General features: G+C 50.3%; 12 protein-coding genes. 9 read left to right on the top strand and 3 right to left on the bottom strand.

Annotated elements, in window-relative coordinates; all coding sequences use genetic code 11:
• Positions 1–45 precede the first annotated feature (45 nt).
• From phnC to NGM66_RS03590, 4 genes are read left to right on the top strand one after another with little or no spacing between them, the layout of a single operon-like run.
• Positions 46–807: a phosphonate ABC transporter ATP-binding protein gene (gene phnC, locus NGM66_RS03605; RefSeq protein ID WP_208907456.1), complete on the top strand. Its 762-nt coding sequence runs from the start codon at positions 46–48 to the stop codon at positions 805–807.
• Positions 804–1,598, top strand: a complete 795-nt coding sequence (phnE, locus tag NGM66_RS03600; RefSeq protein WP_208907457.1) for a phosphonate ABC transporter, permease protein PhnE — start codon at positions 804–806, stop codon at positions 1,596–1,598. The genes phnC and phnE (NGM66_RS03600) overlap by 4 nt, the downstream gene beginning before the upstream one ends.
• On the top strand, positions 1,598–2,410 hold the full coding sequence (gene phnE / locus NGM66_RS03595) for a phosphonate ABC transporter, permease protein PhnE (protein WP_209279990.1): 813 nt from the start codon (positions 1,598–1,600) through the stop codon (positions 2,408–2,410). Before phnE (NGM66_RS03600) ends, phnE (NGM66_RS03595) begins: the two co-directional genes overlap by 1 nt.
• 2 nt (positions 2,411–2,412) lie before the next feature.
• Entirely contained in the window at positions 2,413–3,972 is a 1,560-nt protein-coding gene (locus tag NGM66_RS03590) for a bifunctional metallophosphatase/5'-nucleotidase (RefSeq protein ID WP_208907458.1), read from the top strand.
• 90 nt (positions 3,973–4,062) lie between these two features.
• On the opposite strand, the gene NGM66_RS03585 is transcribed toward NGM66_RS03590, so the two are convergent.
• Positions 4,063–5,049, bottom strand: coding sequence for a zinc-binding dehydrogenase (locus NGM66_RS03585; RefSeq protein WP_258115393.1), 987 nt, complete (start codon positions 5,047–5,049; stop codon positions 4,063–4,065).
• 300 nt (positions 5,050–5,349) lie between these two features.
• Between NGM66_RS03585 and NGM66_RS03580 the strand changes: the two genes are divergently transcribed.
• The 3 genes from NGM66_RS03580 (at position 5,350) to NGM66_RS03570 (ending at position 11,349) form a co-directional block, all read left to right on the top strand.
• The gene (locus NGM66_RS03580; RefSeq protein ID WP_208907460.1) at positions 5,350–8,097 is read left to right on the top strand and encodes an HAD-IC family P-type ATPase; all 2,748 of its coding nucleotides are present in this window, start codon (positions 5,350–5,352) and stop codon (positions 8,095–8,097) included.
• 790 nt (positions 8,098–8,887) lie between these two features.
• The gene (locus tag NGM66_RS03575) at positions 8,888–10,306 is read left to right on the top strand and encodes a C69 family dipeptidase (protein ID WP_209280008.1); all 1,419 of its coding nucleotides are present in this window, start codon (positions 8,888–8,890) and stop codon (positions 10,304–10,306) included.
• 44 nt (positions 10,307–10,350) lie between these two features.
• Positions 10,351–11,349: a GW dipeptide domain-containing protein gene (locus NGM66_RS03570; RefSeq protein ID WP_208907462.1), complete on the top strand. Its 999-nt coding sequence runs from the start codon at positions 10,351–10,353 to the stop codon at positions 11,347–11,349.
• Positions 11,350–11,453: 104 nt separating this feature from the next.
• On the opposite strand, the gene NGM66_RS03565 is transcribed toward NGM66_RS03570, so the two are convergent.
• Positions 11,454–12,338 carry an AraC family transcriptional regulator gene (locus tag NGM66_RS03565; RefSeq protein WP_208907463.1) on the bottom strand — a complete coding sequence of 295 codons (885 nt, stop codon included), beginning with the start codon at positions 12,336–12,338 and terminating at the stop codon, positions 11,454–11,456.
• A 168-nt stretch (positions 12,339–12,506) separates the two neighbouring features.
• Here NGM66_RS03565 and NGM66_RS03560 point away from each other — a divergent pair, with 168 nt between their 5' ends.
• Both NGM66_RS03560 and NGM66_RS03555 read left to right on the top strand, forming a co-directional pair.
• The gene (locus NGM66_RS03560; RefSeq protein WP_208907464.1) at positions 12,507–14,573 is read left to right on the top strand and encodes a beta-galactosidase; all 2,067 of its coding nucleotides are present in this window, start codon (positions 12,507–12,509) and stop codon (positions 14,571–14,573) included.
• Positions 14,574–14,593: 20 nt separating this feature from the next.
• Positions 14,594–15,904 carry an MFS transporter gene (locus tag NGM66_RS03555; protein ID WP_208907465.1) on the top strand — a complete coding sequence of 437 codons (1,311 nt, stop codon included), beginning with the start codon at positions 14,594–14,596 and terminating at the stop codon, positions 15,902–15,904.
• A 296-nt stretch (positions 15,905–16,200) separates the two neighbouring features.
• On the opposite strand, the gene NGM66_RS03550 is transcribed toward NGM66_RS03555, so the two are convergent.
• Positions 16,201–17,478, bottom strand: coding sequence for an MFS transporter (locus NGM66_RS03550; protein ID WP_208907466.1), 1,278 nt, complete (start codon positions 17,476–17,478; stop codon positions 16,201–16,203).
• Between the last annotated feature and the right edge of the window lie 20 nt (positions 17,479–17,498).

The following is a 17,498-nucleotide window of genomic DNA, read 5'->3' as shown; positions in this document are numbered from 1 at the left end:
AAGCGCAATTGGGCACCTTGCTGCTTTTTTATGGGGGAACCGACAATGGCACAAGCACCAATTATTTCATTCAAAGACGTCAATAAAATTTATAATAACGGGACGGTTGGGCTCAAGGATATCAGCTTTGACATTCCCCGCGGACAATTCTTAGTGGTCGTTGGACTATCTGGTGCCGGTAAGAGTACGCTGTTGCGGACTATTAACCGGATGCACGAGATCACGTCCGGTGAGATTACGATCGAAGAAGAATCCATCAACGATTACAAGGGCCAGTCCCTGCGGTTGTTGCGGCGGAAGATCGGCATGATTTTTCAAGGGTTCAATCTGATCAACCGGTCCAGTGTCGAACGCAACGTGTTGTCCGGTCGGGTCAGCTACTACCCGACCTGGAAGACGATTTGTGGCCTGTTCACCAAGGCTGACCGGGAAATGGCCGTGCGCTCCTTACAACGGGTCAACCTGGCCGATAAGCTGTACACCCGGGCCGACGAGTTATCCGGTGGGCAACAACAACGGGTCGCCATTGCGCGAACGTTGATGCAGGACCCCAAGATTATTTTGGCCGACGAACCGGTGGCGTCACTGGACCCGTTGACCACGGCGACCGTGATGGATACGCTCCAACGGTTGAATCGTGAAGATGGCATCACCGTCATCGTTAACTTGCACTCGGTGGCGTTGGCCCGTAAGTATGCGGACCGGATCATTGGGTTGCGTGCCGGTCAATTGGTGTACGATCAACCGATTGAATCAGTCACCGAAGACGATTTGACCAAGATCTACGCGGAGGGGGCGGAAGCATGACCTATCCAGAAATTCCCCGCCGTTCGTGGGTCCAACGGTGGCACGTCAAGGGCATCGTCGGCACGGTAGTGTTGGTGATTCTATTGATTGCGTCGTCACGGATGACCGGCGTTGATGTGGGCATGTTCTTCAGCAACTTCGGGCAATTCCTGAATCTGTTGGTGCGGATGTCCTCGCCAGCCTGGGATTACACGACCGTGATCATTCAACCATTGCTAGAAACCATCCAAATGGCGATTCTGGGGACCACGATTGGGGCGGCGTTTGCCATCCCCTTTGCGGTGCTCAGTGCCAGCAACTTGATTCACAGTCGGCTCTTACGCGGCGTGACGCGGCTGTTCTTGGACTTGGTCCGGACGTTGCCCGATTTACTGTTGGCGGCGATCTTCGTGGCCATCTTTGGGATTGGCTCCACGGCCGGGGTCGTGACGCTGGCGATTTTCTCATTCGGGATGGTGTCGAAGTTATTCTATGAAGTCATTGAGACTATCGACATGGGGCCGCTAGAGGCGCTGGAATCCGTGGGCGCGTCGAAGGTCACGATTATTTGGTACGCAGTCTTGCCGCAAATCTTGAATCAATTTATCAGTTATTTTCTCTACACGCTGGAAATCAACGTGCGGGCATCGACTGTGCTGGGGTATTTGGGTGCCGGCGGGATCGGGGTCTTCTTACAACGGTCGCTCAACGAGTTCAACTATAGTCAAACGGCCGTGATCATTCTGGCCACACTGGTCGTCGTCTTAGTGATTGACGGCATCAGCAATCACTTAAGGAGGGTGCTGCTCTAATGACAACGACGACAGTAATGACGAAGCCCCACCGCACCGTTTGGCAGCGGTGGAATTGGCTACTATGGGTGGTCGTGATTGGTGCGTTGTACTATTGGACGGTCAACGGCCTGAAATTCACGGGTCTGCAGGAATCGGCCGGCGCCGTGTCACAATCCATCGTGGATGGGCTGGTGCACCCACAGTGGTCTTACGTGTACGACGGTAGCGGTGAAGACTTGGTATCTCTGATCTTGCAAACGTTGGCCATCGCCTTTCTGGGGACCATCGTGTCGGCCGTCATCAGTGTGCCCTTTGCCTTTTGGGCAGCGCGCGGCACGCACGAACGCTTCTTCCTGCGCTCTGGGAGTGGCAAGGTCGTCTTGACGCTGATTCGGACTTTTCCGGAAATCGTGTTAGCTATCATGTTCATCAAGGCCGTGGGACCGGGTTCCTACGCCGGGGTGCTGGCCGTCAGCATTCATTCGATTGGGATGTTGGGTAAGCTCTTCAGCGAGGCCATTGAAAATATGGACCGCGGTTCCGAAGAAGCCATTGCCAGTGCCGGTGGTCGTTCCGGACAGATCTTTGCCCTGGCAACAGTGCCGACCATCATGCCTGAATTCTTCTCATACACGCTCTACCGGTTTGAAATTGCCGTGCGGTCCGCTTCCATCCTGGGGATGGTGGGCGCCGGGGGGATCGGGACGCCGATGATCTTTGCGATTCAGACGCGGAACTGGCCCAAGGTCGGCATCATCCTGTTGGGCATCGTGGTCATGGTCTTATTGATCGACTCGCTGTCCGAACAGTTACGGAAGAGGTTGATTTAGCGATGAAATTAAAAATTTTATCAACCAGCGACGTGCACGGGTACGTTTACCCCACCAGCTATAGCAGTCGCGATGATCGCCAGGACTACGGCTGGTTACGGGCGGCCACGGTGATTCGCGACGTGAAGGCCGCGGCTGGACCCGACGAGGTCGTGGTGACCATTGAAAATGGCGACTGGATCCAAGGCGCGCCGTTTGCCAGCTACCTGACCCAACGACCGGCAGCCGAGGCCGCTTTATTTTCAAAGCTCACCAGTGAACTGGGTTACGACGTGGGGGTGTTGGGCAATCATGAATTTAATTATGGTCAGGACTACATCCGCCATTGTGAGGCGCAACGCACGTACCCGCTGGTTGGCGCTAATATTACGGGCGGCGTGGCACAGGGTATCCTGGACGCGCCGTACCACATCATTGATCGGCAGGGACTGAAGGTCGCGGTGCTGGGATTGACGACGGCGTACGTGCCGGTCTGGGAACGGGCTGACCATTTACATGGCCTGAAATTCCAAGCGGCACTGGCCACGGCCCAGCACTGGGTCCCCCGGTTGCATGAGCTGGCCGACGTCGTTGTCGTGGCCTATCACGGCGGCTTCGAAGCCGACCTGACCACCGGGGAACCGACCGAACGGCTGACTGGCGAAAATGAGGGCTACCAACTCTTAACGCAGGTGCCAGGCATCGACGCGTTGGTAACGGGTCATCAGCACCGGCAAATCGCGGGTGTGTATCAAGGCGTGCCGACCACACAGCCAGGCGAAAAGGGCGTGGCTGTTGGTGAAATCACGTTGGAACTGGATGCGGCCAAACACGTTGTGGCCAGTGACGCCCGATTGTTGCCAACGGCGCCGGCCCAGCCAGATGCAACGTTGGCGGCCGAAACGGCGACCGTGCAGGACCGCGTGGAGACGTGGTTGGATCAACCCGTCGGACAACTGACGGGGACACCGATGACCGTGAGTGACCCCATGGCCGCGCGGCTACAGGGCCACCCCTACCTCCAGTTCATTAACCAGATTGAAATGGCAGCGGGGCAAACGGATATTGCCGCTACAGCGTTGTTCAACGACGACGTGCGCGGCTTTGGTCCCAGCGTGTCTTTGCGGCAAGTGTTGAACAGCTATCCGTATCCCAACACCTTGGTGGTCGAATGCATCACCGGAGCGGATCTCAAGGCGGCCCTGGAACGTTGTGCCTGCTTTTTCACACTAGTCGCTGGTCAGGTGCAGGTTGCGCCGGCATTTACCACGCCTAAATTGGCCCTCTACAATTACGATATTTATAGTGGCATCGATTACCACTTCGAACTCACCCGACCAGTAGGCCAACGCGTGACACGGTTGACGTATCACGGGCAGTCGATCCAACCTGATCAGAAACTGGACGTGGCGATGAACCAGTATCGCGGCAATGGCGGGGGCGATTACCCCATGTTTACGCCTGGCAAAGTGATCCGCGAAATCAATACGGATATGGCAGAGCTGATTCGTCAGTACTTCGCGGACCATCCCGTGGTAACGGGGCAGCCCCAGACGAACTTCACGGTGAAAATAACAGAATAGTGGGTAAACAAAACAGTCGCTAACGTAAGTCGGTTAGCGGCTGTTTTGCAATTCTTGTGTCAGTTAATAGGCGGCCAGATACCGCTACGTTTAGTCCACCTTAACCACGATTTTCCCGAGGTTCTCGCCGCGCTGAAGAACGCGGAGTCCCTCAGCCGCGTCATCGAACGGCAGGATGCGGTCAATGACGGGGTCAAATTCGCCGGTGGCCAGCTTTTGACCGACCACGCCGGCCATAAAGCCCAGGTCAGCGATTTCTGTTGGGTTCTTCGACCGGTAAACGCCGCCGAGGGCGGATCGCGTCAGGCCCAGCGCCTTGCTGTCGAGGTCCATGTGGGCTGGCATACCATCACCAATGGCAATGATCTGGCCGTTGTAGGCCATTCGGTCCACGTCGGCGGCCAGTTCTTCGCCGCCAATCGTGTTGAGGCTCAGGCCGACGCCCAAGCCGTCCGTGGCGGCCAGGACCGCAGTGGTGACGTCTTCTTGGTGGTAGTCGATGATGGTATCCGCGCCGACGCGTTCGACCAGTGGCCGTTTACGTGCGGAGGTCGTGGTAATCGTTCGCAAGTGTAAGTCGCGGGCGAATTGCAATGCGGCCAAGCCCACGGCCCCGCCGCCCGCGTGAATCAAAACGGTTGGAACTTCGGACAAATTGGCCTTGCGGTACAGGGCCTGGTAGGCGGTCAGCGTGCCGCAAAGACTGGCAGCTGCCTGCTCAAAGCTAACGTTGCTGGGAATCGGGGCAAGACTCAGCGCCGTGGTGACGGTGAATTCGGCCAAACTGCCGGCGCGGCGAAGGTCACCGTGGTACATGACCCGATCACCCACCGACCAATTGGCCACATCGGCGCCGACCGCGACGATTTCGCCGGCACAGTCCATGCCGACCACGCGTGGTTCGGTGGTGTTACTACCTTCAATCACCTTGTAATCGGCGGGGTTCAGGCCCACGGCACGTACGTAGACCTTGACTTCGGTGTCGCCCGGAGTGGGTTCGGCCACGTCAGTTAGCGTGAGGTCAGCCAGTGTGTGGGGTGCGGGCCCCGTAATGGTCCAAGCTTTCATGTTGATCATCCTTCTTATCTTTGTAAATAAGGTCAAGTGCCTAGAAATAGGGTTAGTCATTGATTATAGTAAACGATTTGGGCCGCAAAGCAAAACTTTTCGCTTGATTGCGACCGTTAGCCATTTACCCTATTATTAAAATTATGTTGCAATCGACTCTAATGGGATGCAATTTGATGAGAAAATTGGTAAAATTAATTAACTAAAAATGAGATTTGGAGGTGGACGCTTTGCACCAACCGTATGCTGCATTTCCCATACCTGACCGCTAATTTGACGATTTACTAATAGAAAGGAAGTTTTATTTACATGGCACAAGACCCCAAAACAACCGTTACCACAACCGAAGCAGAAACCACTGACCCTGGACCCAGCCAGCAGACGCCATTGTGGCAGCGCTCGACTGAGTCCTTACTTGTTGATTTTGATACCAATGCAGAAGATGGCTTGACCACGGCCGAGGCACAACAGCGTCTGAAGGCCAATGGTCCCAACGAATTGACTGCTAAGAAGCAATCGAACCTGTTGCGTTTCTTGAAGCAATTCAACAACTCCATCATCTACATTTTGGCGGCCGCAGCGCTGATGACATTTTTCATGCACCACTACTCCGACTCGATCGTTATCGGGCTGGTGATCGTCGCTAACGCCTTCATTGGGTATTTCCAGGAACGGTCAGCGGATAATGCGCTGGACCGCATCAAAGCCCTGCTGGTCTCAGAGGCCGTCGTGATTCGGGATGGCCAAAAAGTCACACTGCCAGCCCGTGAGTTGGTGACCGGGGACCTCGTTCAGTTGGAGGCCGGGGATACTGTCCCTGCTGACCTGCGGCTGATCGACGCGGATAACTTAAAAATCCAAGAGTCGGCTTTGACCGGTGAGACCGATTCCGTTGAGAAGGGTGAGGACCCGCTGGCGGTGGCTGATTTGCCACTGGCCGAACGGACCAACCAAGCCTTTGCCTCAACGGCAGTCACGAATGGTTCCGGTCGTGGTATCGTGACGGTGACCGGGGCCCAAACCGAAATTGGGCACATCCAACAAAACGTCGCGGAGGTCAAGCAACAAAAAACGCCGTTGATGAAGAACTTAAACAGTTTGGGACTCGGGTTATCCATCGCCATTTTAATTGCGGCGGTCCTGTTATTCCTGCTGGGGATGTGGACCCACGTTTACAGTCTGCCAACGTTACTGATTGCCGTTATCACCATGGTCGTGGGCTCGATGCCAGAAGGCCTGCCCGCTAGTACCTCGGTGGTGCTGGCCATGGGGACGCAAGCGATGACCAAGCAAAACGTCATCGTCAAGACCTTGCCCGCAGTGGAAACGCTGGGGGCCGTGGATATCGTCAACACCGATAAGACCGGGACGCTGACGAAAAACGAAATGACCGTGACCGATATTTTAACGCCGCAGGACACCTATACCGTGTCTGGCGTGGGTTACGATGCGGACGGTCAGATTCAAAATGATGAAGACCAAGCCGTTGATTGGCAAGCCGACGCGGACCTGGAATGGTTGGTCCAAATTGCTGGGCAGACCTCCGACGCCGAATTCCATGAGGAAGATGGCCAATGGGTCCTGACCGGGGAACCGACCGATGGGGCGCTGACGGCGCTGTACCACAAGATGGTTGGCGCAGATCCGGATCCCCAAGAGATCGACTCGCTGCCCTTCGACTCCGCTATCCGGTACTCAGCGCGACTGGTCGACCATAACGGCCAACGTTACCTGTTAGTCAAGGGGGCGCCGCAAACGTTGACGCGCCTGATGCGTGAACACGGGACGGCCGTCGACGAAGATGCTTGGCAAGCGCGGTTATCTCAGCTGACCCAACAAGGTAAACGGGTCGTGGCGCTGGGGTATCAACCGGTAGCGGCCGATGCGGACGAAGTCGACGACCTGCCAGTGGGTGAAAACTTCCACTTGGCCGGGATGGCCGGAATCATTGACCCGCCACGCCCAGGTGTCGCCGATGCTGTGCGGCAATTGCGTTACGCCGGGATCAAGGTCAAGATGATCACCGGGGATGACCCGGAAACGGCCGCGGCGATTGCCCAACAGCTGAACTTGTCTGAACAGGCCCGTGCCATCACTGGTCCAGAACTGGCCCAGATGAGCGATGCGGAATTGGCTTCACAAATTGATAAGTACACCGTCTTTGCCCGGACTACGCCGGCCGATAAGCTGCGCATCGTGAAGGCCCAACAGTCTCGTGGTCACGTGGTTTCCATGACTGGGGATGGGGTCAACGACGCGCCCGCCTTGAAGCAGGCCGATATCGGGGTTGCCATGGGGATTCGGGGGACCGACGTTGCCAAGGACTCCGCTGATATGGTGCTGGCCGATGACGACTTCACCTCAATCTTGGGGGCTGTCCGAGAAGGTCGCCACGTCTTCGATAACATTCGCAAGACGATTCGTTTCTTGTTACCAACGAGTTTCGCCGAAGGGTTGATCGTGGTCTTGAGTATCCTGATGGACCAAGAGCTGCCGCTGTTCCCAACACAATTGTTGTGGATCAACATGGTGTCGGCCCTGACGATTCAATTTGCCTTCATCTTCGAACCCGCCGAAAGTGGCATCATGCGCCGGGGGCCACGGGACGTGACGCAAGGCATCCTGTCCAGATGGGATGTGGCGGAAGTCACCTACGTGTCGTTGCTGATCTCCGGGCTGGGGATGTTTGCCTACGACCTCTTAACGGGCCAAGGCCTCTCCGCCGTTATCGGCAGTACCATGACGCTAAACGTGATCATCTTCGGGAAGATCTTCTACCTCTTCAACCTGCAAAATGACCACCCAGTCTTGTCAAAATACTTCTTCAGAAATAAAATGAGTTTCCTGATCGTCGGCATCCTGCTCTTGCTGCAGGCCATGATCATTTACTGGCCAGCCATGCAAGGCGTGTTCCACACCACGTCGGTCAACTTCTTCTATGGTTGGGGCATCCCAATCATGGCCGGAGCCGTCGTCTTAGTCGTCACGGAAATCGTGAAGGCCATCCGGCGTCGCATCGACAACAGCACGGTTGCCCGCGAACAGCGGAGCTTCTAATCGGTGTTAAATTAGCCACTACCTGTCTTTTGCGGGTGGTGGCTTTTTGACTGCTCTTGGTGACAAAATTAGTCTTTGACTGCAACTTTGTCCGTACTGGCCGCCTACCGTCCGCCAAATATGGGTCGGAACGCGGTGGGCGGACGGGTCGAGCCAAAGTGCGGTCTCGACGCCTCGCCTTTGAGCCAAAGGTCGCGTCTCAAAGCCGCCAGTTTCCTAAGCTGCATGAATCGCGCCGCTAAGGGAACTCCCACGGCTGAACCCATATTTGGCGGACTACCGGCTACAAAAAGTGCTTGCCAACAACAATCGATTTAACCCCCTGATAGCAGTTAACTTATCAACTAAACTTTAGGTCCAACACAGTGTTCCTGATAAGCACTAACTTGCCGGAGGTAGCCAGGCTTTCAAGCGAACCGGAAAACCGCCCCTCAGGCTGGAGGTGTTCCCCAGAGCAGGCGGAACCCTGGCTGACGCAGGCTCCTGGTTTCACTAATTTTAGTGGTCAGAATACTGTCGTTCCGGGAATCGACGCGCTAATGCAGCCCTTACTAATACAAACGAAAGGCGCCAGTAATTTGTGACCTGTTAACGCGAATCTTTAGAAAAAGTTTAAGTGCTAACCGCCCACCCAACTAGGCGAGAAACCGCGTGTGGCTGAGAAGGTGCGCAGCGGTTCGGTAAGTAAAATGCAAGAACTCACATAATTTTTTAATATTTCGGCGAAACCCCTAGCCCTTAGCACCTGATAATCCTATACTGGTAAGCAAAGGGGGCGGAACATAAAATGTTGAAGAAAAGTTCCGATTGTACCGAGATTTTAGTGGGTAAAGCCGCCAGTATGGACGGTTCCACGATTGTGGCGCGTAACGAGGATGGTTACGGCCCAGTTAATCCAATTAAATTTGTGGTCCACCCAGCAACGGACCAGGCGGGTAAAGCCTTCACGTCGGCAGTTACCGGCGTTACCGTACCCTTACCCGACCACGCCTACCGTTACACCGGCACGCCACAGGCTGATCAAAGTGATGGTCAGTACGAAGAAGCCGGCATTAATGAATTTAACGTCGGCATGAGCGCCACGGAAACCACGGCAACCAATGCGCGGGTGTTGGGCTATGACCCGCTGGTTGACGATGGTGTGAACGAAGAAGCCATGGTCACCCTGGTTTTGCCGTACATCAAGAGTGCCAAGGAAGGGGCCCAACGCTTGGGTGCCCTGCTGGAAAAGTACGGGACGGGCGAAAGCAACAGTATTGCCTTTAACGATAACGAAGAAATTTGGTACCTAGAAACCGCCGGCGGTCATCACTGGGCAGCGATGCGCTTGCCAGAAGACTGCTACGCCATTGCGCCAAACCAGACGCTGATGCAAGAGGTCGACTTGAACGACACCGACAACTTCTTAGTGGCCACGGACTTGGTCAACTTTGTGGAGAAGTACCATTTGAACCCGACACCTGGTCACTTTAATTTCCGGGAAATCTTCGGGACCCACGGGGAAGACGACGCGTACTACAACACGCCGCGAACTTGGTACGGTCAGAAGTTGTTCAACCCAGAAATCACCGACCAAGACCCAACGGATCAAGACATGCCGTTTGCGCGGAAGCCAGCCAAGAAGATTGCCATCGAAGACGTGGAATTCTTCCTGTCTTCTCACTACAACGGCACCAAGTACGACCCATTTGGCACCTACGCGTCCGGCTCGGCTGATGACCAAAAGAAGTATCGGCCAATCGCCATGGACCGGAACCAGTGCTCGTCGATCCTGCAGATTAGAAATGATGTGCCAGCCGACCACGCTGCGATTCAATGGATCGCCATGGGCTTCTTCGCTTATGCACCCTATGTCCCATTCTTCACCAACATCAACGACACGCCGGAGGATTACAAGAACACCACGACGGCGGTCGATGTGGAGAACGTTTACTGGCTAAATAAGACGTTATCTGTTATTATTGAACCACATTTTCATGAATATGTAGAAGCGGTTAATGCCTTCCGTGAAGGGTGTCAATCTTATGCCCGACAACGGGTGGCTGCGACTGACGCAGCGATGACTGGTGATGCGACGAATTTCCTGACTGCAAGTAATGCGGAAACAGCCGGGGAAGTCTCCAAACGGACGCACCAGTTATTTGACGATTTGGTCAAGCACGGGCTGTTATTATCGAAGACGGCTTGGGAAAAGGGTCAAAACCTGTAACACGGCGGCGCTAGTCAGGTGAACCAACTAGGGGGGAGCTCATCATGAAGTGGATCAAAGTGGTGTTAGCAAGCGGGGTTGCTCTGAGTCTTTGGGGCGGCGCGGTAACGGCTGAGGCGGCTAAACGGGTCAAGTTGCCCGCATACCCGCAACAGCGCGTGTTTACGTTTAAGGCGAAAGGGACCAAAGTTTACAGCTATCCACGGGCGGCCTATCAGCACAGTAAAGTGTTGGGGACTGACCAAAGCACCACCAAAAAGTGGACGGTCGATAAGGTAATGACGGTAAATGGTCGTCGTTACGTGCGACTGGCTTTGGTTAGTGCCAAGCAGTTGCCTCACGGGACGATTGTGGCCAATCCATCCAAGACCAAGAAAACGTTGGTCGGGGGCTACGTGGCGTTAAGTAAGCTGAAATTCCAGCAGCAGATCACCAGCATGAAAGCAGTCAAGAAGACGGCCTACTGGATGCCAACGACGCATGACGACTTTTGGGATATGCCGGCTAAGACGCTGGGGAAGACGGCGGCCAATCACTACGGCCATACTTATGGTTATCGGACGCTGTACGCGATTCAGTCACTGAAGACGCGGAACAATCACCAGTATCTGTACTTTGAAACGGCGACGGGCCAAGCGATTGGCTGGTTGCCGAAGCGCGCGGTCATCAAGGGCCAGTACCCAGACTTGTTGAAACGCGAGTTGACCCGTAACCTGGCGGCCGACAGTACGGCCGTGACGACCGTGGATAAGGCTGGTCACGTAAAGGTCGGGGTGGCACTCAAGGCGGGCCAAGTGCAACGTGTCACGCTTTTGCAGCAGAACAGCGAAACGGCCATTTACGATTATCAAGACGGCCGGGCTGTGAAGCTGACCCAACGAAATTCAAAGGGGAAAGTGACCCGTACTGCCGCGGTAACGCCAACCAAGAGCCTGTCGTTCAAGGCCCAGGCCGACTTCGACATTCAAGGCTACAAGTACAATGTGAAAGTCACGCCTGCTGGCCAAGTCAGCGTGTTGAGCGTTGGTGGCTGGATGGCTTAGGGATTTGAAATTTTATAAATAACGGCCAGGTCGTTTGCGTTGGTGCGCGGATGACCTGGCCTTTGTTGTATCCAAATGTTTCTAAAATTTATCCTTAAATGATGTTACCACTTTAATCTTCTACCGTTTTTACGGACCTCTGAAGGCGTGGTTTGAGTCCAACGTTTGAATTGACGGCTGAAGTTAGCAACGTTTTTATAGCCTAAGGCGTTACCAATTTCATTAATGGTGTATTGGGGCTTAGTGAGTAATTTTTTGGCTTCGTTTATTTTTAATTTAGATAAATACTCCCTAGGTGAGATACCGTAAGTATTCTTAAAGATACGGAAACCGTAGCCATCGCTAAAACCAACCTTTCTGATAGCTTGAGACACTTCGACTAAAGTTCCCTCAGCCATGTAGCCATTTTTGAAGTAGTTTAAGACCTGGCTAGTTAGCTGATCTTTTAAGTAATCAGCCATAATTCGAGCGTACTCAGTAGTACTTGTTTCGCTGTTTCGGCGACTCTTCTTGGTATCTTGGAAAAAGATTTGAAGCATTTTAGATAGTTCGATTTGAATAATCATTTTAGTGTCGAAGTCGTAAGATTTGTCAGAAATAAGAGAATCAATTTTATTCAAATGAGGAGTTAGTAACCCAGTAAAATGACTGTTTTTAGGATAATGATAGGCTAGACCTTCAATGAGTTGGGCCTTGAGTGTTGGATCATCTAGGTCGAAGTGGAAGCAAAAATAGGTTAGGGCATGACCAGCCCAAACGCGGTGGAGGACTTCTGGTGGAATCAGTGCGAAATCGCCGGGCTTTAAGTCGTATGTCTTGCCATATATATCTAAAAATTCTGTCCCTGCAAGCACATAAATACATTCAAAGGCATAATGTTTTTCAATAGGGACAGCCCAGTCGTCGGTGACCTGTTGCTCATGTGCACCAAAAAAAGTTAAGTTCCAGTCTAGGACGGGTAGGCGCTTAGCATTCTTCAGAAAATCCATAGTGAGTCCTCTTTTCTAAGCCGGTTTCCGGTCTCAAGCTCAATCTTAATATCATATTTGGATAAATTCAAGATAAATTACCACATATACAATCGTGAAGAAAACTGTGATACTTAGGTCAATAAAAGAAAGCGTTTTCTTGGAAACGAAACTAAGGAGTGGCTAGACTTGAACTTTAAAAAATTCCTATATGGTGCAGCGTATTACTATGAATATCTTCCTTATGATCGGTTGGCTGAAGACATTAAAATGATGAAAGCAGCAAATATCAATGTGGTCCGAATTGGTGAAAGTACCTGGAGTACCTATGAGCCGCAAGAAGGTGTATTTGATTTTAGCAAGCTAGACAAAGTTGTGGATGCTATGGGTCGAGCAGGAATCCAAGTTATTGTGGGAACACCAACTTACGCGATTCCAACTTGGCTAGCGAAGAAATATCCTGAAGTTATGATTACCAATAAGTCTGGTAAGCAAGAATACGGTGCTCGGCAGATCTTTGATATTACGGACCCTGCCTTCCGATTGCATGCGGAAAAGATTATTCGGAAAATTATTAGCCGTACAGTAGATAAGGCCAATGTTATTGGTTTCCAAGTTGATAATGAAACAAAGCACTTCGATACCAGTAGCCATAACGTTTATGTGGCTTTTCAGAAATGGTTAAAAGAAAAGTTTCATGGTGATTTGGATGCGTTGAACTCAGCGTATGGTTTGGATTATTGGAGCAACCGAATCAACGCTTGGGAAGATTTCCCGCCAGTTAATACGACCATCAATGGTAGCTTAGGTACCGCATTTGATGAATTTAAGCGTACCTTGTCGACTAGTTATATTAAGTGGCAAGTTGGATTAGTGAATGAATATCGTCATGATAATCAGTTTATTACGAATAATTTTGATTTAGAATGGCGTGGATACTCATACGGATTGCAGCCAGATGCTAATCATTTTGATGAGGCCAAAGATTTAGATGTTACTGCTGTAGATGTTTATCACCCCAGTCAAGATAATCTAACTGGAATCGAAATTGCTTTCGCGGGTGATTTCGCTAGATCAACCAAGGATAGTAACTATATTGTTATGGAAACCGAAGCACAGGCATTCAAACACTGGGTGCCGTATCCTGGTCAACTAAAATTACAAGCGTTTTCACATATTGCTTCTGGTGCCAATATGATTAGTTACTGGCATTGGCATTCAACCCATAATGGGTATGAAACTTACTGGAAGGGTCTACTGAGTCAAGACTTTAAACCAAATCCAGTTTATAGCGAGGCGTCTGAGATTGGTAAGAAGCTGGCTGATAAGGGTTCACTCTTTACGAATACTCATAAGAATAATCGTGTGGCGTTCATTGTCAGCAATCAAGCACTCAGTTCAATTGACTGGTTCCCTTATAAGAATACAGCATTTGATCGGACTAATGAGCATCAATACAACGATGTCCTTCGCTCATATTATGACGCATTGTACAAGTTGAATGTTGAAGCCGATATTTTAGAAGTCAGCGATGAGAGAATTAACAATGACAATTATGATTTGCTAGTGGTACCAATGTTATATTCAGTTTCAGATGATCAACTAGCACAGCTCAACGAGTTTACGAAGCAGGGTGGTACGGTACTTTATTCATTTCGGTCTGGATTTACAAACCAAAATGTTAAGGTACGGACGGATGTACAGCCTGCTAAAATTTCAACGGCCGTTGGGGCTGAATATGAATTGTTTGTTGAGCCTGACCGGAACTTTTCAGTAGACAAGCCAGAAAACAATATGACGATTTCTGGTCAAGGCGAATTAGTGTCCTTACAAGATCAACCAGTTAAATACTGGGCTGAGCTACTAACACCGACAACCGGGAAGACGTTGGCAACTTATAATCACCCGTATTGGGGAAAATACGCTGCTATTACTGAAAATGTCTTTGGGAAGGGACAAGCCTTCTACGTAGGAACGTATCTCAATGAAAAATCATTAATGATTTTGTATCGACATGTTTTAAAGCAAAGTGGGCTGTGGTCAGACCGTCAGCAACAAGAGTTCCCAATCATTAATAAACAATTGATTACACAAGAGGGGACCGTGTTAGACTTCTACTTTAACTATTCAAATGAAGAACGTCAGGCTACGTTTGAATCGCAAGCAGGAACAGAAATTTATGAAAGCCTGCAATGTGTTAAGAATGAGCAGTTTAATTTAGCACCGTGGACCGTAAAAGTCTTTGAGATTAAGTAATCAAAAGGGAGATTATAAAATTGGAAAATAAGCAATCAAGTCAGGAGTGGCATGCAAGTTTTACGGATAAGCAGCAACCTAAAGTCCCGGTACGGGTGGGTATTGCCGTTGCCATTGGCGTATTACTTTGGTTAGGACCGTTTAACGGGGTCAGTTCAATTTTGAATCCAGCTAAGTTGGCCAATATTATGGGTGGTGCCGGTTCAAAGGTTAATAGTTTCTTGGCCATACTAGGAACTATTGGTGCCGTGGTCTCTACGTTAACGACGATTATTATTGGGGCCTTGTCAGATCGCACACACTCTCGTTGGGGTCGGCGGACACCTTGGATTGTTGTAGGGTCATTCTTAACGGCGGCCGTTATGGTTGGGCTAGGATTGATTAAGACTGAACAACAGTTACCAATCTTCATTTTGCTATGGTGTGGGATTCAAACATTCATCAACATGATTGTGGCACCACTACTGGCTGTGATTGCTGACCAGGTTGCACCAATGCATCGAGGGACTATTTCCTCAATCTATGCAGTTGGTTTTGTCATTGGTCAATATGGCGGGCCTGTAGTTGGGGGACGCTTCTTGAGTAATGCGAACCCTGGCCTTATCAATACGGGTTACTTTGTCTTTGCATTCTTGATTCTCTTGTCTGGTCCAGTGGCAGCTATCTTATTAAAGGAACCCTCAAGCATGGGGATGCCTAAGGAAAAACTAGACCTGAGTGGTTTTGTTAGAGCTTTCATTTTTCCAATTCACAAGGTTCGAAATTTCTATTTAGCATTGTTTGGAAAAATGTTGATTGTGATTACAACCACGGCATTTGCGACGTATCAAGTTTTCTTCTTAACCAGCGGGATGAACTTGGGGAGTTCAGAAGCAGGGAAGTACATTTCTTTAATGGGAACCGCGACAATGATTACCGCCATTATCTTCTCATCAACTGCGGGTCCTGTCTCAGATAAATTGAAGACGCGGAAATGGGTGGTAGCTTTTGCTGCCTTGTTGATTTCGATTGGAACAGTTTTACCATTTATTTTCAAGAGTCCTGTCACAATGATCTGGTATGGTGTTATTGCTGGTACCGGGTCTGGTATCTTCAGTTCGGTTGATCAAGCGTTGAACCTGGAAGTCTTACCTGATCCGGAAACTGCAGCTAAGGATTTGGGTATTTTGAACCTTGCTAACACGGGTGCTCAAATTTTAGCGCCAGTCTTGGGCGCAATTCTCTTCGATATGGTTGGTAAAAACTACATGCCAATTTTACCGGTCCTAGCAGTTGTTGGATTGTTAGGAGCTGGTATGGTTCTGATGATCAATGAGCATAAAACTGTTTAAAAATCAGTATTTGAATTAAAAGAATAATAGCGCTATCAAAAAATGGTGAGTTGAGTGCCATCGTCACAAAAAGAAATATTAGAATTGAAGTCTAGGCTACGGTCGAGTATATTAGTCATTAGGAACTCCCCTTTGATTATTGTTTTGTGTGGTAACTTCACAATACCATTGTGGGGTTCTTTTTTTAACCTTTTTTTGGTCTCACCTGGTGGGTGAGACCAAAAAAACTAGAGTACCCAGTAATCATAGGATTAATCGGGTACTCTAGATATATTGATTAATATTCCGGGGGTAAACTATTTAACATCTTTAATGAAGATAATCAAGACTGAACCGATAACAGCCATTGCACAAGCCAATGGGAAGATACCATGGTAACCGACCATGCCGATGATTGCAGCTGAGAAGATTGGTCCGAAGACCTGGCCACCATTGTTTGCCATGTTTAACAATCCTAAGTCCTTAGCGGCTGTCTTGGGATCAGGCAGAACTTCGATGTTTAAGGCTTGGTCGACGGAGTTGTACATCCCCATCCCAACACCGACAACAGCAGCATAGACAAGCATAATCCAGGCTTTAGTTGAGAACATTGGGACTAATGATCCAATGGCAACTAGGGCACCAGCAAAAATAACAGGCATTTTACGACGACCTAGCTTATCAGAAAGTGGTCCAGCAAAGATACAGAGCACGATTGCTGTAATCATGAGAATCATTGAAATCATGGTGACATAGCTTTGTAGCGTACCACCGTGTAACTTAATGTAATCAGTCAGGATATACAGTTGGTATCCAGAGATGGCGAATGACGCTGTCTGAATGCACAATTTACCAAACAGAGCTAGATAGAAGTCATGTGCACCTTCAGTTGGAAACGCAAAGTTCTGTGAGAAATTTTTCATGGTGATTTTGTCAACTGGCATGTCTTTGGTCGATTTTTCTCTCAAGATTAATGCAGCGATTGGACCAGAGAATAGGGTCAGTGCAGCCATGACAATGAATCCAGTGTAAGGCACAGGTAGGAACAGGGAGGCGAAGGCCTGACCACCATATTGACCAGCGGCTGACCCCAGAGCATAAACACTAGAGATTGTCCCACGGTACTTTGGAGAAGTTCGGTCAGCAATGACCGCAATCAAAGGTGCGACAATCATGTTTAGGAAAATCATGTAGACACTATCTGATAAGACAACTTGCCAGATAGTTGTACATTTTCCCCAGAACAGGATGACGATAGCAGTACCGACAGATCCCCAAACAATCCAAGGCGTCCGGCGACCCCATTTGGAACGCGTCCGATCGGATAAGGCACCTTCAATAATGTTGGCAATAGTTGAGACAATCATTGCCACAGTTGACATAAGCGCAATTGCTTGGGTCTTTTGACCTGGATCAATTCTAGCAACTTGCTGGGGAACTAAGACGCCGACCAAAGCTAGGTAAGGACCTAGCCATAAAACGACCCCGATAGCCAGAGCAAAGGCTGTCCGTACTGGAAACTTCTTTTGTTGGTCATCATTTGGCGTTTGCCAAGGAAGTAACGATTTATTTGTTGATGTAGAAGAATTTGTCATATTTTTCCCTCGAATCTGAC

It is taken from the genome of Levilactobacillus yiduensis (assembly GCF_024718525.1).
GTDB lineage: Bacteria > Bacillota > Bacilli > Lactobacillales > Lactobacillaceae > Levilactobacillus > Levilactobacillus yiduensis.
This window is presented reverse-complemented; position numbering and strand designations above follow the sequence as displayed.

What these genes read in the sequence shown, in the direction of transcription:
- phnE (WP_208907457.1), top strand. Translation starts at nt 804, where the DNA reads ATGACCTATCCAGAAATTCCCCGCCGTTCGTGGGTCCAACGGTGGCAC.
- NGM66_RS03580 (WP_208907460.1), top strand. Translation starts at nt 5,350, where the DNA reads ATGGCACAAGACCCCAAAACAACCGTTACCACAACCGAAGCAGAAACC.
- phnE (WP_209279990.1), top strand. Translation starts at nt 1,598, where the DNA reads ATGACAACGACGACAGTAATGACGAAGCCCCACCGCACCGTTTGGCAG.
- NGM66_RS03585 (WP_258115393.1), bottom strand. Translation starts at nt 5,049, where the DNA reads ATGATCAACATGAAAGCTTGGACCATTACGGGGCCCGCACCCCACACA.
- NGM66_RS03565 (WP_208907463.1), bottom strand. Translation starts at nt 12,338, where the DNA reads ATGGATTTTCTGAAGAATGCTAAGCGCCTACCCGTCCTAGACTGGAAC.
- NGM66_RS03590 (WP_208907458.1), top strand. Translation starts at nt 2,413, where the DNA reads ATGAAATTAAAAATTTTATCAACCAGCGACGTGCACGGGTACGTTTAC.
- phnC (WP_208907456.1), top strand. Translation starts at nt 46, where the DNA reads ATGGCACAAGCACCAATTATTTCATTCAAAGACGTCAATAAAATTTAT.
- NGM66_RS03570 (WP_208907462.1), top strand. Translation starts at nt 10,351, where the DNA reads ATGAAGTGGATCAAAGTGGTGTTAGCAAGCGGGGTTGCTCTGAGTCTT.
- NGM66_RS03550 (WP_208907466.1), bottom strand. Translation starts at nt 17,478, where the DNA reads ATGACAAATTCTTCTACATCAACAAATAAATCGTTACTTCCTTGGCAA.